Annotated in this window: 26 protein-coding genes and 2 pseudogenes; 26 read left to right on the top strand and 2 right to left on the bottom strand. The window is 52.7% G+C overall.

Annotated features, from left to right (window positions below; translation table 11 throughout):
* Positions 1-122 precede the first annotated feature (122 nt).
* A complete protein-coding gene (gene mutM, locus MNU25_RS14035; protein ID WP_240985636.1) occupies positions 123-944 on the top strand; it encodes a bifunctional DNA-formamidopyrimidine glycosylase/DNA-(apurinic or apyrimidinic site) lyase in 822 nt (273 codons plus the stop codon).
* Between the two features lie 214 nt (positions 945-1,158).
* Here the strand turns inward: mutM and MNU25_RS14030 are convergent, their stop codons facing one another.
* Both MNU25_RS14030 and MNU25_RS14025 read right to left on the bottom strand, forming a co-directional pair.
* Positions 1,159-1,743 carry a methyltransferase family protein gene (locus MNU25_RS14030; protein ID WP_240985635.1) on the bottom strand — a complete coding sequence of 195 codons (585 nt, stop codon included), beginning with the start codon at positions 1,741-1,743 and terminating at the stop codon, positions 1,159-1,161.
* Positions 1,744-1,871: 128 nt separating this feature from the next.
* On the bottom strand, positions 1,872-2,369 hold the full coding sequence (locus MNU25_RS14025) for a MarR family winged helix-turn-helix transcriptional regulator (RefSeq protein ID WP_240985634.1): 498 nt from the start codon (positions 2,367-2,369) through the stop codon (positions 1,872-1,874).
* A gap of 581 nt (positions 2,370-2,950) precedes the next feature.
* Between MNU25_RS14025 and MNU25_RS14020 the strand changes: the two genes are divergently transcribed.
* From MNU25_RS14020 to MNU25_RS13910, 25 genes and pseudogenes are all read left to right on the top strand, one after another.
* Positions 2,951-4,807, top strand: a complete 1,857-nt coding sequence (locus MNU25_RS14020; protein WP_240985633.1) for an ABC-F family ATP-binding cassette domain-containing protein — start codon at positions 2,951-2,953, stop codon at positions 4,805-4,807.
* Positions 4,808-4,944: 137 nt separating this feature from the next.
* Positions 4,945-5,568 (top strand): dephospho-CoA kinase, encoded by a 624-nt coding sequence (gene coaE / locus MNU25_RS14015; protein ID WP_240985632.1) that lies wholly within the window; start codon positions 4,945-4,947, stop codon positions 5,566-5,568.
* Positions 5,569-5,697: 129 nt separating this feature from the next.
* Positions 5,698-6,285, top strand: coding sequence for a lytic transglycosylase domain-containing protein (locus MNU25_RS14010; RefSeq protein ID WP_240985631.1), 588 nt, complete (start codon positions 5,698-5,700; stop codon positions 6,283-6,285).
* Between the two features lie 44 nt (positions 6,286-6,329).
* A complete protein-coding gene (locus MNU25_RS14005; RefSeq protein ID WP_240985630.1) occupies positions 6,330-6,608 on the top strand; it encodes a metal-sensitive transcriptional regulator in 279 nt (92 codons plus the stop codon).
* A 336-nt stretch (positions 6,609-6,944) separates the two neighbouring features.
* The gene (locus MNU25_RS20570; RefSeq protein ID WP_420838695.1) at positions 6,945-7,193 is read left to right on the top strand and encodes a membrane dipeptidase; all 249 of its coding nucleotides are present in this window, start codon (positions 6,945-6,947) and stop codon (positions 7,191-7,193) included.
* Between the two features lie 171 nt (positions 7,194-7,364).
* Positions 7,365-7,538, top strand: a pseudogene (locus tag MNU25_RS20335) (ABC transporter ATP-binding protein); the annotation flags it as partial.
* A pseudogene (locus tag MNU25_RS20330) lies at positions 7,523-7,642 on the top strand (ABC transporter permease); the annotation flags it as partial. The pseudogenes MNU25_RS20335 and MNU25_RS20330, both read left to right, overlap by 16 nt.
* Positions 7,643-8,032: 390 nt before the next feature.
* On the top strand, positions 8,033-8,293 hold the full coding sequence (locus MNU25_RS13995; RefSeq protein ID WP_240985629.1) for a hypothetical protein: 261 nt from the start codon (positions 8,033-8,035) through the stop codon (positions 8,291-8,293).
* A gap of 47 nt (positions 8,294-8,340) precedes the next feature.
* Complete coding sequence (locus MNU25_RS13990; protein WP_240985628.1) at positions 8,341-8,583, top strand: hypothetical protein; 243 nt, start codon at positions 8,341-8,343, stop codon at positions 8,581-8,583.
* A gap of 10 nt (positions 8,584-8,593) precedes the next feature.
* Positions 8,594-9,307, top strand: a complete 714-nt coding sequence (locus tag MNU25_RS13985) for a 4Fe-4S dicluster domain-containing protein (protein ID WP_240985627.1) — start codon at positions 8,594-8,596, stop codon at positions 9,305-9,307.
* A complete protein-coding gene (locus MNU25_RS13980) occupies positions 9,291-10,220 on the top strand; it encodes a CoB--CoM heterodisulfide reductase iron-sulfur subunit B family protein (RefSeq protein WP_240985626.1) in 930 nt (309 codons plus the stop codon). The genes MNU25_RS13985 and MNU25_RS13980 overlap by 17 nt, the downstream gene beginning before the upstream one ends.
* A 16-nt stretch (positions 10,221-10,236) precedes the next feature.
* Positions 10,237-11,250: an FAD-dependent oxidoreductase gene (locus MNU25_RS13975; protein WP_240985625.1), complete on the top strand. Its 1,014-nt coding sequence runs from the start codon at positions 10,237-10,239 to the stop codon at positions 11,248-11,250.
* 242 nt (positions 11,251-11,492) lie between these two features.
* On the top strand, positions 11,493-11,915 hold the full coding sequence (locus tag MNU25_RS13970; RefSeq protein WP_240985624.1) for a 4Fe-4S dicluster domain-containing protein: 423 nt from the start codon (positions 11,493-11,495) through the stop codon (positions 11,913-11,915).
* Positions 11,878-12,462: a 4Fe-4S dicluster domain-containing protein gene (locus MNU25_RS13965; RefSeq protein ID WP_240985623.1), complete on the top strand. Its 585-nt coding sequence runs from the start codon at positions 11,878-11,880 to the stop codon at positions 12,460-12,462. The genes MNU25_RS13970 and MNU25_RS13965 overlap by 38 nt, the downstream gene beginning before the upstream one ends.
* Positions 12,459-13,325 carry a CoB--CoM heterodisulfide reductase iron-sulfur subunit B family protein gene (locus MNU25_RS13960; protein WP_240985622.1) on the top strand — a complete coding sequence of 289 codons (867 nt, stop codon included), beginning with the start codon at positions 12,459-12,461 and terminating at the stop codon, positions 13,323-13,325. Before MNU25_RS13965 ends, MNU25_RS13960 begins: the two co-directional genes overlap by 4 nt.
* Positions 13,326-13,937: 612 nt before the next feature.
* The gene (trxB, locus tag MNU25_RS13955; protein WP_240985621.1) at positions 13,938-15,248 is read left to right on the top strand and encodes a thioredoxin-disulfide reductase; all 1,311 of its coding nucleotides are present in this window, start codon (positions 13,938-13,940) and stop codon (positions 15,246-15,248) included.
* Between the two features lie 243 nt (positions 15,249-15,491).
* Positions 15,492-15,638, top strand: coding sequence for a hypothetical protein (locus tag MNU25_RS13950; RefSeq protein WP_240985620.1), 147 nt, complete (start codon positions 15,492-15,494; stop codon positions 15,636-15,638).
* Between the two features lie 152 nt (positions 15,639-15,790).
* Entirely contained in the window at positions 15,791-16,414 is a 624-nt protein-coding gene (locus MNU25_RS13945; protein ID WP_240985619.1) for a methyltransferase domain-containing protein, read from the top strand.
* 348 nt (positions 16,415-16,762) lie between these two features.
* Entirely contained in the window at positions 16,763-18,121 is a 1,359-nt protein-coding gene (locus MNU25_RS13940) for a radical SAM/SPASM domain-containing protein (RefSeq protein ID WP_240985618.1), read from the top strand.
* A gap of 401 nt (positions 18,122-18,522) precedes the next feature.
* Positions 18,523-18,735: a DUF362 domain-containing protein gene (locus MNU25_RS13935; protein ID WP_047827410.1), complete on the top strand. Its 213-nt coding sequence runs from the start codon at positions 18,523-18,525 to the stop codon at positions 18,733-18,735.
* The gene (locus MNU25_RS13930; RefSeq protein WP_240985617.1) at positions 18,728-18,907 is read left to right on the top strand and encodes a histidine kinase; all 180 of its coding nucleotides are present in this window, start codon (positions 18,728-18,730) and stop codon (positions 18,905-18,907) included. The genes MNU25_RS13935 and MNU25_RS13930 overlap by 8 nt, the downstream gene beginning before the upstream one ends.
* 41 nt (positions 18,908-18,948) lie before the next feature.
* On the top strand, positions 18,949-19,218 hold the full coding sequence (locus MNU25_RS13925) for a hypothetical protein (protein ID WP_240985616.1): 270 nt from the start codon (positions 18,949-18,951) through the stop codon (positions 19,216-19,218).
* Positions 19,219-20,702: 1,484 nt separating this feature from the next.
* Positions 20,703-21,323 (top strand): hypothetical protein, encoded by a 621-nt coding sequence (locus MNU25_RS13920; RefSeq protein WP_240985615.1) that lies wholly within the window; start codon positions 20,703-20,705, stop codon positions 21,321-21,323.
* A 27-nt stretch (positions 21,324-21,350) separates the two neighbouring features.
* Positions 21,351-21,527: a hypothetical protein gene (locus MNU25_RS13915; RefSeq protein WP_240985614.1), complete on the top strand. Its 177-nt coding sequence runs from the start codon at positions 21,351-21,353 to the stop codon at positions 21,525-21,527.
* A gap of 183 nt (positions 21,528-21,710) precedes the next feature.
* A complete protein-coding gene (locus MNU25_RS13910) occupies positions 21,711-22,385 on the top strand; it encodes a hypothetical protein (protein WP_240985613.1) in 675 nt (224 codons plus the stop codon).

Raw genomic sequence — 22,385 nt, 5'->3', positions numbered from 1 at the left:
GGACTTTAGGCCGGCAGAGGCCAAGGCGCGGCTCGGGAGTCAGGTCGAATGGCTGCGAAGTCAAATTCGGATGGCAAATGGTAACATGAAACGAAAAAGGAAAAAGACAGCGAGGTAGGATGATGCCGGAATTACCGGAAGTGGAAACCATTAGGCGCACGTTAGCGGGGCATCTGACGGACGCCCGGGTGACAGGGGTGCGCCTGATCTGGCCGGGGGCATTCCAAGGCTGGGGCGAACTTGATTTCGCGGGAATTCTAACCGGAAAGCGAATCCAAGGCCTGGAGAGGCGGGGAAAGTATCTGCTTATTCATTTGGATGAGGGCTGGAGCCTGGTAGCGCATATGCGCATGACCGGAAGGCTTCTCTATTTTTCCGCAAGTCAAGAGATTGGGCCCCATACGCGTGGGGTTTTTGAACTCAATCAAGGGGAGCTGCACTTTCAGGATGTGCGCAAGTTCGGCCGGATTCTGGCAGTGCCGTCGGCAGCAGTGAATGAGGTGCGTGGATTGGCTGCCCTGGGGCCGGAACCTTTGGAGCAGGAATTTACGCCGGACGTTCTCCGAAACAGACTCAGGGGAAAAAAGACCTGCTTGAAATCGGCCCTGCTGGACCAAAGGGTCTTGGCCGGGCTGGGGAACATTTACACGGACGAAGCTCTTTTCAGGGCACGTCTTAGCCCGGAGCGCCCGGCGGCCAGCCTGGAGAGAGAGGAAGCGGAGAAATTGACCGCGGCGATTAAAGAGGTCCTGAAGGCCGGCATCGAGGCTCAAGGTACTTCTTTTCGAGATTATCGCGATGCCAACGGGAGAAAAGGGGAGTTTCAACGTTCTTTGCAGGTCTACGGGAGGCAAGGACAACTTTGCACCGCCTGCGGGGGGATATTGGTCAGCAAGCGCTTGGGGGGGCGGACGGCTGTTTTTTGTCCGGCTTGTCAGGTCTAAGGTCGAGAAGCCGGCGGTTTATTTCTCGGGGACCGAGGAGACGGTGAGGTTCTTCTCCGGCACGGTACCGGTGACGGTGCGCGTTTTCGCAGTACAACGCCGGTGACGATGTTTTGCCTCGGCACGATGACGGCCTCCGCTGAAACGAACTGCCCCGGGTGCCAATCGGCGCGCTGCCCCGCCCCTGTCCCCAGGGTCCCGAGGTACGGGTATGTCAGCGCGGTTTTAAGCCGGGAATGAGCTTTGGCACCCTCTTCCGGTAGGCCAAATATTCATCACCGAAAGTTTCAACCATCAACTTTTCCTCCAAGCGCATCCGGTTAAAGAAGAAAATGAGGACGAGGACAAAAATCACGGCGAATGCTTCTCCCAGGGAAAATGCGGAGCCCAGGATCATACCTAAAATGCCGGTGTAAATGGGATGTCTCGTGATTCGGTATGGCCCGCCGGTGACCAGGCGGTGTTCAGCCTTCACTTGGGCATTGGTGGCCCACATTTTTCCCAGAGTCCAGCGGGACCAAAGGGTAAATACTGTGGACACGAGGAGAAGAATCGTCCCGAGCCAGGCCAGCCAGGGGAGATGCCAGGGGAGGGAGAAGCGGAAAAGGTGGAGATAATGGGGGGCGTAACGGCTGTCGAGATACCAGGCCAGCCCGGCCAAAATGAGCCAATCGTAACGAAACCGTTTTTTTGCCACCTGGGGAGCTTGATAGGAATTATAGAAGGCTCCCAAAATCCAGACCAGGCCGAAAAGGCCCCAGCAGAACCAATTAAGCCAATCAAATAAAGAAGCGGTCATGTTTTCCTCCTTGTTTAATCTTTAATGTTTAATCTTTAACGTTCACTGATGAATCTTCCCGGTCAAGCCGGCTCTTGCTCGGGACGGTTTAAATCCTGTGAAGTCCGCAAGATTTCTCAGGGCGTTGTTTATGCCTCCGAGTTCGGAGGACTTACCGTCGGCTGGGTTGGAACTGTTCTTTGCTCCGGGTCTGCCGCAGCGGCGAGTAAGTGCAGCCCTTGTATGACGAGGGCCTGTTCGGCGGGGGTCAAGCGGTCCAGAGCAGCCAGTACGGCTTCATTGACAAATTCCAGGCGATCCTGCTGTAAAAACTGAACGACGGCTTCAGTGGGGAAGACTTGGACGGCTCGTTTATCGCGCGAGTTGGACCGCTTGCTGAGGATGCCTTTATTGATTAGGCGTTCGACGACGCCGGACACGGTGCTCTGAGTCATCGCCAGATCGGAAGAGATCTCTTTAATGCTGACCCCCGGGCGGGCGACGACTTCTGTCATAACGCGCATCTGGGGTTCGGTAATACCTTGCTCTTCGGCCTTTCTCTCAATGCTTTTGGCAAAGTGGCGTTGCAGGTGTTCGATTGTTTGGCGAACGAACTCTGCGTCTTGTAATAATGTCGAAGTCTCCATGACCGGCTCCTTTCGTGACGATGCAGCCCTCGGGATGCATCAGGTGAAATAACCTAAAGTAGAACACGTGAGGTCGAACATGAGGCGAAATACCAGAGGCAGAACACGCGAGGCGGACCATGAGATGAGGCGGAATACCCAGAGGTGGAACACGCGAGGCGGAATACTCCGCTCGAGTCACTGCTGCGTCCCTGAGTGACTTGAGCGAAGGGGTGAACTCAGGGAGCGTGTATTATTAGGATGTATTCATGGGCAAACCTCCATGCGCGTAAAGGTGGAACTCGCAGATGATGAAAACTCAGGTCAGGGCGGCAGCGAGGCCGAATGATCGGAAAAGGCAGGCAACGATATTTAAATCTATCACGATGCATCTCGTGAAATGCATCACGCGCGATGCATTACGCAGTATACATCTTACGCGATGTATTGTCAAGATCGGATCTCAGAGTGGATATCCCAACTATTGAATGGCCGGTTTTGCCATGACGCACTTCCCGCCAATAATCGGGGCCGGCGCAGCCAGATGAATTCTTACAGAAGAATCCTTGAGCAGTCGAAATAAGTGAGGTTGGCAGAAAAGGATGAGCATTTTATATTGTCGGGGGTGCGGGGTGGATGTCTCAGGTGTGGCACTTTTCCGGCAAGCGACCTTTGCACTTGAACCTGGGGATAAAGTCGGGCTGGTCGGGCCGAACGGCGCCGGCAAAACGACTTTGCTCAAGGCTTGCCTGGGAGAGTGGCCGCTGGAGAGCGGACAGGTTTATGTTACGGGTTCGGTCGGCTTTTTACCCCAGAATCCTGTCCTGGAGGGAGAGGAAACGGTATGGGCCGGGATGCTGGCCGAACGGTCTGATCTGATTCGTATGGGGGAAGAGCTGCGCACCTTGGAAACTCAAATGTCCCGACCCGACGAGAAAATGATGGAACATTACGCGGCTCTGACCGAAGCCTTTGAAAGGCAGGGAGGGTATGCCCTTGAGGCGCAGGTGCGCAGGATTCTAGCCGGTTTGGATTTGAGCGAGGAGAGAGAAGTGCCCATCCGGCACTTGAGCGGCGGGCAGAAAACACGCCTGGCTCTGGCAAAACTCCTCTTGCGCTCGCCGGAGATCCTGGTGCTGGATGAACCGACCAATCACCTGGACATTGCGGCCCTGGAGTGGTTGGAAAATTACCTGCGGGAGTACGCGGGAACCGTCCTCGTGGTCTCGCATGACCGTTATTTTCTCAACCGAGTCGTGCACAGGATCTTGCACCTGGAACAGGGGGAGTTGCAAGAATACAAGGGAAACTATTCGGAGTACGAACTGCAGCGGGCCCTGGCCGAGAAGACGATGGCGCGCGAAGCCGAGCGCGTGGCGAAAAAAATCGCCCATCTTGAGGAGTATATCCGCCGAAACAAAGCCGGAGTGAATGCCAGGCAGGCTCGGGGGCGGGAAACGCAATTGCAACGGATAGTTCCGGTGCAGAGGAAAAAATCCGCCCGTGAGCTCGGGGTTGCTTTGAGTGTGGCGGGGCGGAGCGGCGATCGGGTGCTGGACGTGCAGGGACTGGCCCTAAGCTTTGGCGAAAAGGTGCTTTTTTCCGGAGTGGACCTCAGCCTGCGGCGAGGAGAACGGGTGGCCTTGCTGGGCAGGAATGGGGTCGGCAAAACTTCCCTCCTGAAAGCGGTTTTGCACAAGTTACCCTATCGTGGTATGATCCGGATAGGAGCTAATGTCATACTGGGTTATTATTCGCAGGAGCATGAAGGGTTAAATCCAGCCAATACGGTCATTGACGAAATTCGCCAGGCTTCCTCCCTTTATGACCCGGAAATTCGTTCTCTTTTGGCCCGTTATGGTTTTCAGCAAGAAGAAGTTTTTAAGCCGGTTTCGGTCCTCAGCGGCGGCGAGAAAAGCCGCTTAGCCTTGTGCAAACTGTTTCTGGTACAGGGAAATTTTCTCCTTTTGGACGAACCGACCAACCATTTGGACGCGGAGACGCGGGAGGTTTTGGAGGAGGCTCTGCTCGATTACGAGGGAACGATTCTGGCCGTCTCCCACGATCGCTATTTCCTGGACAAACTGGCCGGCAAAATCGCGGAATTGTTTCCCGACGGATTAAGAGTTTATGACGGTAACTATACGCACTATCTGGAAGCCAAGCAGGCGGAGCGTTTGGCGGTCGGGAGCGGGGTCCGGCGGGAGGTGCAGGCGGCCCGGCAGACGCGGGGACAGGAGCAGAGGATGTCCCGGGAGGAGCAAAAAAGAGAGAAAAAGGTGCGCGAGCTGGAGGATGGTATCGCGGCCTTGGAAGCGAAGCTGCACTCGCTGGAAGAAGAATTGGTCGGATGCGCGGCCGATTATGAGAGGGCCATGGCACTGCATCAAGCGTGTGAAGAGACCCGGGCTCAAGTGGAGGAAATGCTTCAAGCTTGGACGGAACTGGGAGAAGGTTGAGCCCAGAGGCTGCCTGAGTCAGGAAAGAGACTGACATTTGGGAACGAGTTGACAGCGAGTCAACTGTAGGTTTTGGTTCTTGACCCCCTGGCCTCGGCCCAGGGAAGATGGCAATTGGGAGCTTGGGGTGAGATAAGATGTGGCTCATCGGCTTAACCGGAGGTATAGGCAGCGGCAAATCGAGTGTGGCACGCTGGTTGAGAGAACACGGGATCCCGGTCCTGGATGCGGATGCCATGGTTAGACGGCTTTTGCAAGGAGACGCGGAGACTGTGACGATGATCCGGCAAGCTTTCGGACCCAAGGTCATAGCGGAGGACGGGCAAGTGGAGCGCCGGAAGCTAGCAAGGGTCGTGTTTGCGGACGTTCAGGCTCGTGAGGCTCTGGAGGGAATTGTCTATCCGCGGATCGAACGCCTGCGGCTGGAAGAAATGCGAACTCTGGAAGACTGCGGTCACAGGCTGGCCATTTGGGATGTTCCCCTTCTCTTTGAAAAGAATTTACGAGGGAATGTTCAGGAGACTTTGCTTATTTGGGTTCCGGTTGAGGTCCAAATTGAAAGGGTCCGGCGCCGCGACGGTTGGACACGGGCTGATATTTTAGCCAGACTGGCGGCCCAGATGCCGCTCGATGACAAGCGCAAGCTGGCGGATGTCATGATTGATAATTCCGGGGACTGGAGCGAGACCGAAAATCAGCTGGTGGAGTACTGGCGTACCCTGGCAGAGCGAGGCCTCGTGACTACGGGCCCATTGCCTTAGACACGAGCATCACTCCTATTTGTGGAAGCTGGAGTCTCATGTTTGGCTCAAGGTAACGGCAAACGAACATTGAGTGCCAAATTTTGGTGAGCAGGTGCGGAGCAGTGAACGAGTGCGTGAGGAGATGTGATGGCTAAAAAGAGGACGAATTCGAGAGGGAACGCCTTGCCTAGGTTGATTGTGGTCCTGGTGCTCATTGCGGTGGCAGGCTGGGCGCTCTGGCAGTCGCCGCCTGTTGAGCGTATTTTTTACCCCTTTCCGAACCGGGCCCTTGTGGACGAGTATGCGCACGACTATGGCGTCGATCCGTTGTTGGTCATTGCCGTCATTCGGGAGGAAAGCCGCTTCTTGCCGCAATCGGAGTCACGCAAAGGGGCGCTGGGCTTGATGCAGCTTATGCCGGCGACGGCGAGTTCGATTGCGCACAGCCTGGGTGACAAGGGGTACAGGGAGCGTGATCTGCTGGAGCCGGAAAAGAATATTCAGTACGGGACCTGGTATTTGGCAAGTCTGGAGAAAGAATTCTCGGGAAATGTAGTATTGACAATGGCGGCTTACAACGCGGGGAAAGGACATGTGCGCCAATGGATTCGTTCGGGGCAGATTGATCCGAAGCATGTCCAGGTGGGGGACATACCATTCGGGGAGACCCGGGAATACGTGTTGCGCGTCTTGAAAAGCTATCAAAAGTATATTATGCTTTATAAAAATCCCTAAGTTTTTTTGGCACAAGCTTTGCTCGGAAAAGGGAGGTAGTGCAGGTGCACAGCGTTGACCCCACGGAAAGCAAGGAAATCCTGACTCGGCTTAAGACAACCCGGGGCCATATTTCCGGTGTTGAGCGCATGATTGAAGAAGACAAGACCTGTGAGGAAATTCTTGTGCAGCTTTTGGCTATCCGGTCATCTATTCAGAAAGTGTCTGCGGTCGTTGCCCAGCGTTATGCCAATACGTGTCTGGTGGATGCGCTGGAAAAAGGGGAAAACCAGCAGGAAATTCTCAACAAAGCCATTGAAACGATCATGAAGCTGAGCCAGTAAGGGCGGACGGCCCGGTTCAGCGCAGCCCAATCATTCAAATTCTTAGAGGAAGCGGGTTGGAGAAGAGACCGATTTTGTTCACTGGCCTGAAAAGAGATCCCGGACGCTGCACCTGGTTGCCCCTGGGAAAATAAGAGAAGGAAACGGAAGAGGCCGCCTAGAAATGTGGCGGTCTTTTTCAGCATATCCGAAAGGGTAAAACCTACGGGTGTATAAGTGCAACTTCGGTTTCCGCCGAGGCTGATCGCTCCACTGGGCCAATCGTAGCACACGCTGAGGTCCCTTCAGTCTTTTTGTTCCCGGATCTCTGACCAATGAAGCGAGGTCTCTCAATCTATTACCGTCGCGCTGAACGACCATTGGAAGCGACATGCGACATATATTGCAAGCATGACTGGGTGGGATCACTTGGGAATTGGGTCTGATTTGGATGGAGGATTGGGGCTCGAAGAGAGCCCCCGGGAAATAAACACTGTGGCAGACTTGTATAAGGCAGGCTCCGTTGTGCCTGCAGATGTTAGTGAAGCGGTATTAAGTACGAACTGGTTGCGATTTCTTAGGTCTTCATTACCCCAAGTTTCTTGATAGCTCGTAGAGACCCTCAACCAACTTCTCCCGAGGAACTTTTGGATTCGGAAGTCCCCGATTTACTAACAAGGATCCGGATCTTATTAGAACGACGCCATTATTACCGTCTGAGCCATGCCACTGGAAAGGCACTTTGCCTGGCGGTTTTCTCTGTAGTTTCCGGATTGGGTGCGCCGCAGGCTCGACATCGCCATGAGCCTAATCGGCAAACCCCGGCTTATTTTCCTCGACGAGCCGACCACCGGGCTTGACCCCGAGGGGCGCATCGAGGTTTGGAAGGTTGTCAAAGAGCTGGCTAACGGCGGCACGACGGTATTCCTGACTACGCAGTATCTGGAGGAAGGCCTGTCGGCAATGATATTTGGATCGCGCTCTCTTGGTGTCTTGGCATTCTTGTTGTCGCGTATCTATTCGCAATGAGGGTTTACAAACGCAAAGCAGCTTAATGTTCGCAGGCAGTGAAATGATAGTGCTCAGATGTCAATTATCAAAGAGCCGGACGCTAAAACGCGGAGCCGATAACATGTGAGAGTTCACAGTTATCGGCTCTTTCTTTCGTGGTGCGCTGGATGAATTTGTCGCAGATTGAGTCTGCGACAGCAATGAATACGGACATGGAGCAGACCCAAAATGGACCCAATCAAATGTTGGAACTAAAAAACGGAATGGGGTACGGAGTGAGCGTTTGGCCAAAAGCCACTGCCTTTTGAACTAATCTGGACTCCGGAATGCGATGTATAGATATTCTGTATTGGGAAAAACTTATTGACCCCGGATCTGGTTCGGGTGTATCCTTGATTTAGGAATTGGACCCCTGCCAGGGGGGAGGGGGCATAGTGATTATGCTCAATTGCTCGAAGTGCGGTCAGCTCATCGCCGAATTTCGTCCCAAGTTTTTTATGGTGTTGGAGAAGGTCAGCCCTTTGCCCAAAAATGTGAAAGAGATTACTTGCCCAAAATGCGGCGGGCTGAACTATGCTCTTAATTTATCGGAATGTGCCCGTTGCGACTTTTTTAAGCCTTTGTACAATCCTTTGTCCCCAGGGGAGATTTTCAGTTTGGGTTGTCGGGGTCAGTGCTTGAGTCTCTATGAGTGACCTAAGCGGTTGCAGTGAGCCGGTTAGTTCAGAGGGAGGTAAGAGAGATGGCGGAGAATTTTATGGAGGAGTACGGCCAAGAGACAAGTCGGGAAGCGGCGGAGCGCACACTTTCCTATTTCCGGGAACTCTTCAGTCTGGAGATGCCCCTGGGGCGAATGATGAAAATGATGCCCGGTATGGTCAAGTTCGCCATGCACGGCAAAGACACGAGGGTTGATCTCCTGAAGTTTGTGCCACAGATGATGCCCATGATGAAAGCGGCCGTAAGCGGTAAGAGAGAGGGATAGGTGGGACGCGATGCTGGAAAAAGTGAAAGATTGGAGCGACGAGTTCTACGAAAGCTTTAAACCGATTGCTATGGGGTTTGTCAACGAGGCGGAGAAGTGTCTCCAGTGCGGAAAATGCACCGGACAGTGCCCGGCCGCGGCGGTCACACCGAGTTACAATCCGCGCAAGATCATCCGGGACCTGGTTTTCGGCAATGTTAAGCGGGTTCTCTCCAGTGTCGAACTCTGGCAATGTTTTTTCTGCAGCGGTTGTTATTCGGTTTGCCCCATGGATATCAATTTTCCCTTCTTCGTCTTTATGTTTCGGCTGGCCGCTATGAACGAAGGCTATGGCTGGGAGGACGTTAAACAGTTGGAGGGGTACGCGGAGAAGAGTTATCTCAAGGACGGGATCACGGTCTCGACCTTCGAACGGAACCCCTATGTGCTTGATACTGTTGGGGATATAGGGAAAATACGGGCGGAAGCCGGACTCCCGCCCGAGCGCAAGGTCAGTGCGCGCGGAGTGGCGGAGATCAACATGATCTCAGATCTCAGCGGGATGACGGCCTTTATGAAGCAAATCGGCGGGGTCGAGCTCCTGGATTGCAAGAGCTGTACGGATGAGCAGGCCAAGCGCTGCAAGAGGAAGCCGATGCCTTCCAAAGTCGGCAAGGTCAAAACCCACTATCGTTTCTATAATTATGGCGAACCGGGAGGGAAAAAACATGCCCAGGCTGGATAAAGTGGCGCAGATTCCGAAACCGGAACAGATCTTCTTTTTCAAAAGCTGTGTGGCCAGCAATAAGTACCCCGGCATCGAGGCCTGCGGGACGGAATCTCTGCGTCTTCTCGGTGTGGAACCGGTGGAGTCGGAGGAACAGACTTGCTGCGGCGGGTTCGTGACGTTTGCCAATGTGGCGGCTCCCACGGCCTCCATGCCCGCTGTGGCGCGCAATCTCTCCTTGGCGGAGGAGAAAAATTTGGACACGTGTGTGGTCTGCAATGGCTGCTGGACTTTTCTCAATGAATTCGGACATTTCATGAACCATAATGAGGAAGTGAAAGCCAGCGTCAATATGATGCTCAACATGATGGGACGCAGTTATGAGGGCAGCGGTCAGGTCTTTCATATCGCAGAACTTTTCTATCGTCTTAAAGACGACATTGCCAAAAAAGTTAAACGCCCTTTGGCAGGGGTGCGGGCAGCCACCCACTATGGCTGTCACTATTTGGGGGGAGGAAAATATTCGGCCATCGACGATGCGCAAATGCCCAGCTACATGGAAGAACTCATTGAGCTGATGGGCGGAACGGTGGTGCCTTATACAGCCAACCGGGAGTGCTGCGGCACCGGATTTACGCAAATCATCAACGGTAAGGACCTCTCCTTGGAGCACACGCAGCGCAAGCTGGACTCCGTCCGGGAAGCGGATCCTGACTTGCTCATCGTCCAATGCCCTTATTGCCACAGCCAACTGGATCGGGTCCAACAACAACTGAATTTTCGCCAGGGCACGGATTATCAAACACCGGTCCTGCATATCGCCCAACTTGTGGGAATGGCCTTGGGAGTGCCTGAGGGAAAATTAGCTTTTGCGGCCCACATCAGCGGGCGGAAGCGCCTGGAAGAGGTCTGGGATCGGGTTGGACGCTGAGAAGGAGGGAGAGACTTTGGCTAAGAAAACGTTAATCATTGGCGGGGGTATCGCCGGAATCACGGCGGCGCAAAAAATCGCCCAAAATGGCGGAACGGCCCTCCTAATCGAAAAAGAAGGACACCTGGGGGGGAATTTCGCCAAGTTGACCTACACGTTTCCGGTTCTGGCGGACGCCAAGGGGATCGTAACCCGGGAGATCAAAACGGCAGAGGAACTCGCCGGAATCGAAATCTTACCCCGGACCACGCTGGAGTCCTGCCGCGGAGAGGCCGGTAATTTTACGGTGGAACTCGGGACGCCGTCCGGCAGACGGACGGAACAAGTCGCTGCTATTGTCGTGGCGGCCGGGTTCCACTATATGGAACCCACGGCTTATACGGAATATGCCTATGGGCGTTCGGCAAAAGTCGTCACAAGCCTGGAATTCGAGAAGATGGCGGCTGAGGGACGGTTACCGCAGGGGCCGGCGCGGGTTGTCTTTGTCCACTGCGTGGGTTCTCGGGACAAGGCGAAAGGGTACCGCTACTGCAGCAAGATCTGCTGCTCATACTCCGCCAAACATGCCATCATGTTAAAACAGGCTAATCCCGAGGCCAAGGCTTATGTCTTCTACATTGACATTCGCGCGCTGGGCAAGGGATACGAAGAGTTTATCCGCGAGGCCATGGAGAAATATAATGTCCGCTATATCCGCGGGCGCGTGGCCAAGGTGATCGAGTCGGGCGACAAGCTGCTGGTCCGGGCCGAGGACTCGCTCATCGGAAATCCGGTGGAAGTGGAAGCGGATTTGGTGGTGTTGGCCTCGGCTATGGAGCCCCCGCAAGGCTCGCGTGCTCTGGCCGGAATCCTGGGGATCGCGACCGACGAATACGGTTTTTTCCGGGAAGCGGAGGCCAATGTCCGCCCTTGTCATTCCTCGAAAGAAGGCATTTTCTTGGCGGGGAGCTGCACTCAACCGATGGAGATAGCCGCGGCGGTGGCGATGGGGGGGTTGGCGGCGAGCGAGGCCCTGATCCTCAGCCGCTGAACCGAGTCTTCGAAGTGCGAGGTTCGAGTGTAAGGGCTCTTCCGGACCTCTTGGCACGCCAGCGGCGCTTGCCGCAGTTTCTAGTGGGGCAGAGAGGTTCCCATGGGATTGCGGAGAAGTCCGACGGAGTACAATGGAGACTGACGCGGTGCAATGGAGACTGACGGAGTGCAATGGAGACTGCGGAATTCGACGGAGTTAGACAGGGAGAGCTATAGGGGTTCTATAGAGGTGATAAAACGATGCGTTTGAAAATTGATGAAGACGGCATCCGCACTATGGTGGAGCAGTCGATCGGAAAATCTCTTACGAGCTGTCTGCAGTGTTCAAAATGTGGCGGTGGTTGTGTTCATTCCGAGGAATTCGACCTGACCCCGCGCCAAGTGGTGGAATCTCTGCTCGATTGCCAGGACGGGAAGGTCTTGGACAGCCGCATGATTTGGCTCTGCGGCCGCAGCTGCTCGGCCTGTCAGGCAGTTTGTCCGGTCGGTTTGCCCCTGAATGAAATTATGGCCGTTTTGCGCGAAGAGGCTGGGCGGCGGGGTATCGAGCCCAAGTATGAAAAGCCGTCTATGATCTATTATAAATTTGAACACTGTGCCAAACACCAAGAAGAAGGTGAAGCGAGTGAAAGTTCTACTGGAAGAGAAACACAGCCTGCTTGAGGAAGTCGAGGCCCGCAGCGGGCAAAAAGTTCAGGAATGTTACCAATGCAGTAAATGTTCCGGCGGCTGTCCGTTTTCCGGGATTATGGACTATGCTCCGAATTCCATCCTGGAGATGATTGTCTATGGATTGAAAGATCAGCTGCTTTCCAGCAAAGCGATTCAGATGTGCATCCAGTGCGGTACCTGCGGGGCCCAGTGTCCGGCCGGCTTTGAGATGTACGAGGTGATGAACGTCCTGAGGGAACTGGCCAAAGAAGAAGGATATGTCTCCCGTGAAGTGAAGATTCCCAAAATGAACCAAATCTTTCTGGGGGAGGTCCGAAAGGGCGGGCGCATGCATGAAGTCAACCTTATGGTCAAGAACATGCTCAGTCAGGGGGAACTGGTGCGGGATGTCACGTCCTTGATCCCCATTGGTCCGCCCATGTTTGTCAAAGGCATCATGGGCATGGGGGATGTCTTTGCTCACAAGATTCAGGGTCAGGCCCAGGTAGAGCAGATTTTTGCCAAGATTGAAAAGATGCGGGGAGGGGTTGCTTCATGAAAAGCGGCTATTTTCCCGGGTGTTCTTTGCATTCGACGGCTAAGAACTATGAGTCTTCCACTCAGGCCGTTTGCAAGAACCTGGATGTGCAGTTGGAGGAAATTCCGGACTGGAACTGCTGCGGCTCGACCCCGGCTCACCAGACCGATCACTTGTTGGCCCTGGCTCTTCCAGCCCGCAATTTGGCTTTGGCCGAGCGGGCGGGGATGAAAGAGGTGCTGGCCCCCTGTGCCGCTTGTTTTAACCATTTGCGCACGGCGGAACTCGAATGTGCCGGAAATCGGGAAACCCAGCGCCGGGTGGAAGGGGTCCTGGGGATGACGTACGGCAACAGCGTACATGTCATGAATATCTTGGAGTTCCTGGTGGAGAGGGTTGGGATTGATAAAATTTCCGCCAAAGTCAAACGGCCTTTGAAGGGCTTGAGGATTGCGCCCTATTATGGCTGTATGTTGACCCGGCCCGCAAAAATTGCCCGTTTTGATCACCCCGTCAACCCGCTGAGTATGGATCATCTGCTTGAAGCTTTGGGGGCAGACGTGGTGGCCTGGGGAGCGAAGACGGAATGTTGCGGCGCTGCCCATGTTCTTACGCGCCCGGACGTTGTCATTGAACTGAGCGGACGGATTATCTACGAGGCCAAAGACAGCGGAGCCGACGCGGTCGCGACGGCCTGCCCTATGTGTATGTCCAACTTGGATCTGCGCCAGAATGCGATGACCAAGGCGACGGGAAAAGAAGCGAAAGTACCGGTTCTCTATCTTACGGAACTCCTGGGCCTGGCGCTGGGAATTTCCCGGGCTGAACTGGGTATGCGCAAGCATGTCGTGAGTACGGCTCCGGTTCTGGAGAAGATTAGCTAGGCGGATCTCCGTATTGCTTGGGCGGCACTATCAGAGCCTGAAAATGGCCGTCGGAGCGCACAAGCTAAGCGAGCCGTCCGGGCAAAGGGCTATTTTCAGAGCAGACCCCTATGGCACCCTAGCCTAGGCGGCACCATAAGATGATGAAAACTGTATTTGTCAGAGTAAGAACGGGTGACGGAGTGGAAGAATCCCCCGCGGAGCATAATGAACCTCCGCAGAGCATGACGAACCCCCGCAGAATGCGAAATGCGTTCGCGGGGGTTCCTTTTTTTCTTATGACGAAGAGGAGGTACTTGCGCACCCCCGACGGTGTCCGAGGGATTTGCGACGGAATTTGCGAACCAAGTTCAGGTCAGGTCACGTCACGTGTGCGCGCGGAAGGTCGAAAAGCTCACCTGAGGAGTATGTATATATTCTTTAAAAAGGAAAAACATATGGGTTGGTGACAAAATTCTGTTGACAAAACGCTTCCTTTCGCATATATTGATGAACGTAGGGTACCCTAACGGGGTATAGGTAATTGGAGAAGATTCTGACAGGCAAAACAAAAAGTCGGGCCAAAGTTTTGCAGCGACGGCTCAGGCGGCCGCGCGGCAGAAGAGAGTTAAGATGAGCAAGAAGGAGTGCGAAAATAGGATGAGTATTGAGCATGTGAACAGCGAGGAATTCCTGCATGAACTGCAAACGACGCAGGGTTTGGTCGTAGTCGATTTTTATTCCGAAGACTGTGCTCCCTGCGCCCAACTCGCCCCCATCTATGAGCGAATGGCGGAAAAATATCCCCAGGCTAAATTTCTGAAGATCCTGCGCCAAGCCAATCGTCCCTTAGCCGAGAGTTATGGAGTCAAGGGAAGTCCTACGGTTTTGTTTTTTCAGAGTGGGCATGAGGTCGGTCAGCACTTAAACGGGTATATCAGCAAACCGGAGATTCGTCTGGCCATTGAGGGGCTTCTGGGAATTTCGGCTGCCGAGACGGAAAAAGAGAAGATCTCTGCCGATGTGCTGATTCTGGGCGGGGGACCCGCCGGGCTCACGTCTGCGATCTATACGGCGCGTTCGCGGCTGAATACTATTCTAATCGATGAAGGGCTCCCGGGCGGTCAGGCGGCGACGACTTATCATATCGCCAATTACCCCGGAACGCAGGGAACCGTGCATGGGCACGACCTTTTAGAGAATATGATTAATCAGGCCAGAAGTTTTGGGGCTCAGATTCACGATCTGAAAGAAGTTTTCAGCCTGGATTTGAGCGGCGATGTGAAGAAGATCGTAACGGAGGATGCCGAGTACAGTGCTCCCGTCGTCATACTCGCCACCGGAGCGGAGTCACGCCGGCTGCCCGTCCCGCAGGAGGCGGAATTCAGGGGCAACGGAATACACTATTGTGCGACTTGCGACGGTTCCAACTACGAAGGCGCCGACCACGTTATTGTCGTGGGCGGGGGGAATTCCGCCGTCGAGGAGGCCGTTTATTTAACGCGTTACGTCAAGCGTATTACGATCGTGCACCAGTTTGATCATTTTCAGGCCTCGAAGACGGCCCAGGAAGAAGCAGCGGCCAACGACAAGATCAGCGTGATCTGGGATTCGGAACCGAGAGGAATTCTAGGGGAGAAGAGGTTTGAGGGGTTGGAGATTGAAAATGTCAAAACCCATCAAATGAGCCGGGTAGAAGCGAACGGAGCGTTCGTTTATATCGGCATGCAGCCGAGGAATGCGCTCTTGGCAGACGAGGTGAAACTGAACGAGTGGGGGTATGTGGAAGCGGATGACGAAATGCGCACCAATGTACCCGGAGTTTTTGTTGCCGGCGACATTCGCAGCAAGACAGTTCGCCAGGTGGCCACGGCCGTCGGGGACGGGGCCGTCGCCGCGGTTAATGCGGAACGTTATCTCATGAACCGGGCCCGCCGGTCCTGATTTTCCGCTTTTGTGCTTGGCGGTCACTTGCTGAAGCGGTGCCGGGGAACCGCAGGAAAGGCGGAATGAGTTCTTTGCGGATTTTCGGCCGGATGAGTATTTTGGGCAAAAGCCGGGAAAACTCTTCTTGAACCGTTTCCCTGAAGTGTTTTCGCGCTTAGGCCAAGGATTAGACTTCGCCGAGGATTTAGTCTCGCCGCGTCGGGGGCAGCGCCCGAGAATTTTTTGAAGGAGGTTTTCTTGATGCCAACCGTAACACTGAGTCAACAGGAAGTCGAAGTGGTCAAACGTGCCTTGCAGCATTGTTTGGATACCTGCCAGAAGGGCGGGGCGGAAGCCGGCTGCCCGGATTGCCAAAGTTTGCTTGAGGTTCTGAAAAAGCTGTCGTAGGTTTCCTCAATAGGCCGGATAGTTGGGAAGTAATTGACTCAAGCTGCAGGCGGGTTTAAAATAGGGTTGCGGCAGGATACCCAATAGGGGTGTAGGGCATCCTGAGATCTTTCGGCTCGGCGGTTTTTGACTGGGAACCGCTGCGGGAGGAAATGATGAGCGTTTTTGAAATTGTGAAAAGGTACACTGCGGAGGAAGAAGGCAGCAATCTGAGCTGCGGCGGCAATATTGTCTTCTTGTCTCTGCAGCCCGGGGAGAATGTTTTAGACCTGGGCTGTGGCAGGGGAAGGGAGACGCTCGAAGCGGCTAAGTTGGTTCAGCCGGGCGGCATGGCTTGGGGGCTGGATCTTACGCCCCGGATGATTGAAGCCGCCAAACAGAACGCTGTGGCGGCAGGGCTTAAGAACGTGGGCTTCTTCCTGGGTTCCATGCAAAATATTCCGTTGCCGGATGCTTTTCTGGATGCCGTAATCAGCAACTGTGCGATCAATCATGTTGAGGACAAGGCGGCTGTTTACCGAGAAATTTATCGTGTTCTGAAGCGCGGCGGCCGGTTTGTCGTATCGGACATCATGACGGACGATCCGCTGCCGCAAGCAATTAAAGAGGACCCTGAAGCGGTGGCGGCCTGTTTCGGAGGAGCCGTCACTGTCGAAGAATATGAAAGCGCTCTTAAAAGTGCGGGGTTTGAAAGAGTCCGGGTGTTTAAAGAGAGGCGTTATGTGAAAAATGGGTATGACATGATTAGCAGAACGTTCTCCAGCCATAAATTCTGACCCGGCCGCGATTCTTTTGAAGGGAGGTGAAATCCATTGCGTCCATTGACTCAACCGGCTTCCACATGCTGCACGAGCCTCGCTTTAAACGTCGCTCAATGCTGCTCGAAGTCCTCTCAAATCGTCGCGGGTTGCCACGACTGATCCTTTGGCGGCAGAGATTCTGCCGCCCTTGCCGAAAACCCGTTGACCCCGAAACTCGGTTTACGCTCAGAAACCGACGGCTGGCGAAGGAACGGAACGAGGGCGCTCAAGTTCAAGAGAGGCGCGGGGGGATACTCGGGCCGCTGCTTAGGGAACCCGGGGGTCGTTACCATAGATTTACATCCTAGAGAAGAGGGTGGGAATATGTACTATAGTCGCTACAACCTTTTGCTGACGATGAAGGAAAACCCAGAGTTTCCGTATGCTATTATGAACTCTTTGGCAGGATCGTTTGATTTGGTTAGGCAGCAGGAATACGAAAAGCTGCAGGAAATCAAGAAGGACGGGAGCAGTTCGGACCCGCAGTTTGCCGACTATCTCCTGAGCCGTGGGTACCTGTACCGGACTAGGGAGGAGGAAGAGGCCGAACTGCAGAGGAGATGGCCTGAATTCCAAAAAGCCCTGCACGAGACCGAACCGCAAGTCCTTCTCGTTCCGACTTATGCGTGTAATCTCGCCTGCACTTATTGTTACCAGAACGGCATCAAACAAAAGACTCAGCTCATGACCCGAGAGGTGGCAGACGCTTTCTTTGACCGTTTGGCTGAGCAATTTCCCGCGACGAAGCCGTTCATTACCCTATTTGGCGGCGAGGCGCTTAATGCTGCGCCGAGGCAGATGGAAATCGTGGACTATATTGTAAAACGGGCGGCGGCCGGCGGGTATGCGATCGCGGCGGTGACCAACGGCTATGATCTGGCGGAGTACTTGGATATCCTGCAACAAGCCCGCATCAAAGAGATCCAGGTCACTTTGGACGGTCCGCAGCCTGTTCACGACCGGCGCCGGCATACCGCCAACGGCAAAGGGACGTATGACAAAATCATGGTCGGGTTGACGGAGGCTATTGGGCGCGGGGTGCCAATCAACCTGCGCGCCGTGGTTGACAAGAGCAATTTTGCCGATCTTGTTCAATTGGCGGAAGATCTCGAGGCCAGGGGTTGGTTGGATCTGCCGGCGAGTCGTTTTAAGACCCAAATCGGCCGTAATTATGAACTCTTCGAGTGTTACGCCTCTCCCCAGCACTTGTTGGATCAAGCGGAGCACTGGGCGCTCTTTCTGGAACTGGCGGAAAAATATCCTATTTTGAAGAAATTCCATCGACCCGAATTCAAAGGAATCAACCATCTCGTTCAGAGCGGAGAGCTCTATCTGCCGAGTTATGATACTTGCCCGGCTGCCAAAACGGAGTGGGTGTTTGACCTGTATGGCGATATCTACGGTTGCACGGCGACTACCGGACAAGACGAGTATAAGTTGGGGACTTTCTATCCGGTCTATGCCCTGCAAGAGAAGGAAGTCAAAGAGTGGCAGGAGCGCAGCATCTTGAGCATTCCGGAGTGCCGGGAATGTGAGGTCGGGTTGATTTGCGGCGGAGGCTGCGGCGCGATTGCCAAAGATCGCCGGGGAAAAGTCTTGGCTCCGGATTGTCATCCGATCAAAGAGATTCTTAATTTGGGACTACAATATTACGGGGATGAACTCCTGACAATGGGACACTGAGGGGTTGAAAGCCGGTATTCGCGCGGGGAAAGCAAACGAAGGCAGAGGGGAAAAGGGGCCGGAGCAGAGGAATCGGATTAGAGGGTTAGAGAAAAGGAACAGAGAAATCGGGTTAGAGAATAGAAATTTGAGCAATGGGTTTAGACAAAAGGAATCGAGGACTGAGTTTAGACAAAAGAAATCGAGGAATGGGTTTAGTTAGAGAGAGCAAATAGAGGAATTGTATCAGAGAAGGCGAATAGAGAGATTGAGGCAGAGGGAGTGGATCAGGGCGCCCGGAAGGGCAAGAAAGAAGAAGTTGCGTCCGAGGCGAGAAGCGGGAAACAGCCGGAAGGGAAATTAGCCGAACGGGCCGGGAGAACGGAAGCGGGGGAGCGGCCTCCGTTTAAGGAGTGGTTTGTATGTCCGCCTTTATTTTGGAAAAGCTTTGCCGGGGCTGTCAGCGCTGTGTACACGCCTGTCCCAACCAGGCGATTCAAATGGTCGCTCACATGGCGGTCGTCGACCCGGAAAAATGCGTGGAATGCGAGGAATGCATGGAAGTGTGCATGCAAGGTGCGATAACTTTCAGGGACGATCGAGAAGAGAAGAAGGAGGCGCTGGGACATGGCTGAGGATGAGAGAAGTCAACTGGAGGCAAAGCTGCGAGAAGTAGAGAACCAGTTGCAGGACTTGAAGGCCCGCTGGCCTGCCCATTCGCTTAAACCTGCCATGCTTTCGCAGCTGGAAGACCTGGAAGAGGAAAGGGACCGATTGAAGGACCTGCTCGCCGAACGACGGGGGTAGTCAGACCCGCCCGGCGGAGTCTGGGTTCAAGGGGGTACCTTATGAACATGCCGTTAGAGGAAAAAGGGGATCCGCTGGTTGCCAAGATTGAAGAGATTCATCACAGGGTTATCAGTTTAAGCGATCTGATCGCCGCGGAGGCCGACAGTCTCCAAGTTATCCAAGAAGCCGGGGAAGTGCGGGCTTCTTTGGATGAACTGGAGAAACTCGTTTTCGAGCGCTTCAGCAGGGAATGTTTTCTTTCGGCCATGGATAAGGATGCCCATGATGTCGGCGATTTACTGGTGGTTCTCCACCGGCTGTTTCGCTGACACTCAGGCACGTCTAATTCCTGTGGGGCAGGGTGAAACAGAACCTCCACCTCCCTAGGCTGCCTCGAAAGCCGGACGTGGTCATCATGGATCCACCCCGGTCCGGTGTTGGCGCGGCCGTTATTGAGCAACTCGTACCAAGTGAGCTTGGTCCAGCCGGTTAATATGTTCCCTTGGACAAGGCACGTGGAAAGCGCAACATGTCTCGTAAATAAGAACAGCTGAAACCCGCTCGTAGAGCGGGTTTCAGGGTTTGTGGGGGTGTTTCAAGAGGACTGCGGGATGTGGTTATAAGAAAATGTATAGGACCATTTTATGCTTTTGCCGCATAACCTCGTCCGCCGGAACATGTTCCTCGCACAGGGGAACATGTTTATGGGTAAAATTAGGGGAAAAACATGTTCCGGTGTGCGACCCTCCGTGTGGATGGAAAACGTCGGGTGAGGTAATTTGTGGAAGTAGAGTTAGTGATTTGTGGGTTTTTTTCGTGGGTAGAAGGGAATGGCAGGGGAGCGTGGAATAAAAATAGGTACAGCGCGGCAACGTCTGGATATACGGTCAAGGGCTAATCACCCCTTCGGTTGCGCCTCTGATAAAGCTTAACCGGCAGTCTACCTCCGAGGAGCCCGGTATAGGAAATTTGCAGTGGGGGCGGGGTCGTTACCAGATGATGGCCTTATGCCCGTAGAGGGTGCCAGGACCGTTGGGGAGCGTTGAACCGGGTTGGCCGCGGTTGGTCTGGGCATAGGTTTCACTTATTTGTTTGCGAGAGGTGTTATAATTGAGGTATGCAGAGAGCCCGCCGCCGTGCGGGCGACGGGTCCCCGTGTGGAATGGTGCGAAGGTCTCAAATTTCCCGGGGTTATTGGCAGGAATATGGGGGAGAATGTCGAAAAGCTGAACAGGCGGACCGGATTAGCGTAGTGCGGAGGGTTTTGCTCCGCTTTGCTCTTTGAAAGATAAATAGCGATAAGGATCTGACTAGGGGTTTTGGAGGTGCCGGCGTCGCGCGAGACTTGAGAAAGAAACAGATATGTTCCCGCGGACAGGTCACGTTGAGACCGTGGTTTTACTGCAGAAAACAGACAGCTGAAAGCCGCCTGTAGAGCGGATTTCAAGGTTTTAGCATGTGCGTGCCAGGGTAACGAGATGTGTTTTAAAGGTAATTGATGTGCATGGGAACATGTACTTGAGTAAAATACAGTTAAAATATGTCCTTCAGTGTAAAGGGGCCTTGAGACTGTGAATGAAGATTTTATGTAATTTGTGGAAATTACCGTAGTAATTTATGCCAAAGGGAAAGGGCTTGTCTGTATAGGGGTCAGTGAAGAGTATAAAACGAGCTACACAGCCAGATCGTATTTGCGTACGGTCTGGCTGGTTCGGTTTTGTGGGAAACATAATTTTTTAAGAAAATTAGGAGGAATATTTAGGAATATGTGCGAATTCTTATTCTAAAAAATTCGATAGGAGAGTAGTCGAATATGGACAATCTTACAAAGTTGAAATCCGACAGATTCCATTTCTTAAGAGCTTTATTTGAGGCTACTGGCGGGAGGCAACTTTCTCCCGTGAATATGTGGACCCTAGGCAAGCAATTGGGCTTTCCAGGAGATTACACAGAAGGTATCGTAGAATATTTGGTAGAGGAGAGTTTGGTTCAGTATTTTGCGTTGGGGGGTGAAATAGTAATCACTCACAATGGAGTGGTTCAGGTCGAACAAGCAATATCAAAACCTGATCAACCAACAAAATACTTTCCACCCATCAATATAATTAATGTTCAAAATATGGTTGGTTCACAGATTCAACAAGGGAATGACAATAGTACTCAAACAGGTACTTTTTCGCTTCCTGATCCGGCGGTACTAGCTAGCTTTATCGATGAATTAAAGAGTAAGATTCCCGAACTTAATCTTGATGCTGAAAAATTACAGGAATTAAATTCGGAAATTATAACTGTGGAAGCTCAATCAAAATCGAGTAAACCAAAATATACGATCATAAAGGAATGCCTTAAAAGCATACGTAATATCCTTGAGGGTACAGCCGGAAGTATAGCCGCCAGTGCATTGCTAGCAAAATTAGCTTTATTTGGCTCGTAGATATTAAATGTTAGAAAGGTGATCAAAATGGGAAATACTTACGGTGCAACGTCCCGCCGAAAAATGCTTGACATCTTGGCGAAAGATCCTGAAGCAATATTCTTAGATCCTTATGGTCAGGAAATACCGCACGAAATTATATTCGGTGGAATAGTTGTGAATGAGGATGATGAAGAGTTTTTCGAAGATGATTATGAGGAGTAACAAATCTCTATTTTCACATGTGAAAATTAGAAAATGTTAATGATGGGATGGACAAAGACCCTTACAATTAGTAACTCAGCACTGTGTTAATTGACTTATTGCATTGCGTTTCCAAAACAAGGAAGGAATGGTCTCGGAGTTTCTAGATATAAAAATAAAGTGACTGGTGCGGAGTGGATTTCGATGAATGAACTTTATGAGTTAAACATTAATGAGTTGGCTGAACGATTAGAGAAAACCACTGAATACAATAAGCTGTTTTGTATTTTGATGATCTTAAGGGAAAAGGGATATGACATATCAAGTTGGGTTGAAAAGATTATCGCCCCTCTGAAAGACAAACGTCTTATTGCGGAATTCCGACTCGTGATGCTCATGTCCGAAAAATCAGCCCAGTTTCGATTGAGCTTAAATGAGATGTCGGAAGACAAAATTATTTATCACGTCAAGCGTAATCCAAATTTTGTATTTTATCTCTATAAACCTACGGCTCGGGTTCTCTTGGCAGTTTTTCAACGGGATAAAGGGTTTAATAAATATTTTCATCAGAGCATTGATGAGATTATAAGTAATTTGCCTGAAAAAGAGCTTTTTAAAGTTCTGAGCCAAGAACCCGAGCTGATTAAATATCTAAACAATCCCACTGAACAGTATCTTATTGAAGCAGTGAAAAGAAACCCACGGGTGATTCGCTATCTAGATTGCCCTGAAAAACTAAGCAAACTCTGTGCAAAAATCCCTCGAAACAAAAAGGAATTCACTAGGATTTTGTGGAAATTTAGAAGTGACCAAACAACGAAACTCCACAACCACCCTTTAGAGAATTCCTCGTTCCTGTGGTTCTCCAAAGGGACATGA

The sequence above is a fragment of the Acididesulfobacillus acetoxydans genome (assembly GCF_902729405.1).
GTDB lineage: Bacteria > Bacillota > Desulfitobacteriia > Desulfitobacteriales > Desulfitobacteriaceae > Acididesulfobacillus > Acididesulfobacillus acetoxydans.
This window is presented reverse-complemented; position numbering and strand designations above follow the sequence as displayed.

Coding starts and splice junctions, on each gene's coding strand:
- mutM (WP_240985636.1), top strand. CDS start 123: ATGCCGGAATTACCGGAAGTGGAAACCATTAGGCGCACGTTAGCGGGG.
- MNU25_RS14030 (WP_240985635.1), bottom strand. CDS start 1,743: ATGACCGCTTCTTTATTTGATTGGCTTAATTGGTTCTGCTGGGGCCTT.
- MNU25_RS14025 (WP_240985634.1), bottom strand. CDS start 2,369: ATGGAGACTTCGACATTATTACAAGACGCAGAGTTCGTTCGCCAAACA.
- MNU25_RS14020 (WP_240985633.1), top strand. CDS start 2,951: ATGAGCATTTTATATTGTCGGGGGTGCGGGGTGGATGTCTCAGGTGTG.
- coaE (WP_240985632.1), top strand. CDS start 4,945: ATGTGGCTCATCGGCTTAACCGGAGGTATAGGCAGCGGCAAATCGAGT.
- MNU25_RS14010 (WP_240985631.1), top strand. CDS start 5,698: ATGGCTAAAAAGAGGACGAATTCGAGAGGGAACGCCTTGCCTAGGTTG.
- MNU25_RS13990 (WP_240985628.1), top strand. CDS start 8,341: ATGGCGGAGAATTTTATGGAGGAGTACGGCCAAGAGACAAGTCGGGAA.
- MNU25_RS13985 (WP_240985627.1), top strand. CDS start 8,594: ATGCTGGAAAAAGTGAAAGATTGGAGCGACGAGTTCTACGAAAGCTTT.
- MNU25_RS13980 (WP_240985626.1), top strand. CDS start 9,291: ATGCCCAGGCTGGATAAAGTGGCGCAGATTCCGAAACCGGAACAGATC.
- MNU25_RS13970 (WP_240985624.1), top strand. CDS start 11,493: ATGCGTTTGAAAATTGATGAAGACGGCATCCGCACTATGGTGGAGCAG.
- MNU25_RS13960 (WP_240985622.1), top strand. CDS start 12,459: ATGAAAAGCGGCTATTTTCCCGGGTGTTCTTTGCATTCGACGGCTAAG.
- trxB (WP_240985621.1), top strand. CDS start 13,938: ATGAGCAAGAAGGAGTGCGAAAATAGGATGAGTATTGAGCATGTGAAC.
- MNU25_RS13950 (WP_240985620.1), top strand. CDS start 15,492: ATGCCAACCGTAACACTGAGTCAACAGGAAGTCGAAGTGGTCAAACGT.
- MNU25_RS13945 (WP_240985619.1), top strand. CDS start 15,791: ATGATGAGCGTTTTTGAAATTGTGAAAAGGTACACTGCGGAGGAAGAA.
- MNU25_RS13940 (WP_240985618.1), top strand. CDS start 16,763: ATGTACTATAGTCGCTACAACCTTTTGCTGACGATGAAGGAAAACCCA.
- MNU25_RS13935 (WP_047827410.1), top strand. CDS start 18,523: ATGTCCGCCTTTATTTTGGAAAAGCTTTGCCGGGGCTGTCAGCGCTGT.
- MNU25_RS13930 (WP_240985617.1), top strand. CDS start 18,728: ATGGCTGAGGATGAGAGAAGTCAACTGGAGGCAAAGCTGCGAGAAGTA.
- MNU25_RS13925 (WP_240985616.1), top strand. CDS start 18,949: ATGAACATGCCGTTAGAGGAAAAAGGGGATCCGCTGGTTGCCAAGATT.
- MNU25_RS13920 (WP_240985615.1), top strand. CDS start 20,703: ATGGACAATCTTACAAAGTTGAAATCCGACAGATTCCATTTCTTAAGA.
- MNU25_RS13915 (WP_240985614.1), top strand. CDS start 21,351: ATGGGAAATACTTACGGTGCAACGTCCCGCCGAAAAATGCTTGACATC.
- MNU25_RS13910 (WP_240985613.1), top strand. CDS start 21,711: ATGAATGAACTTTATGAGTTAAACATTAATGAGTTGGCTGAACGATTA.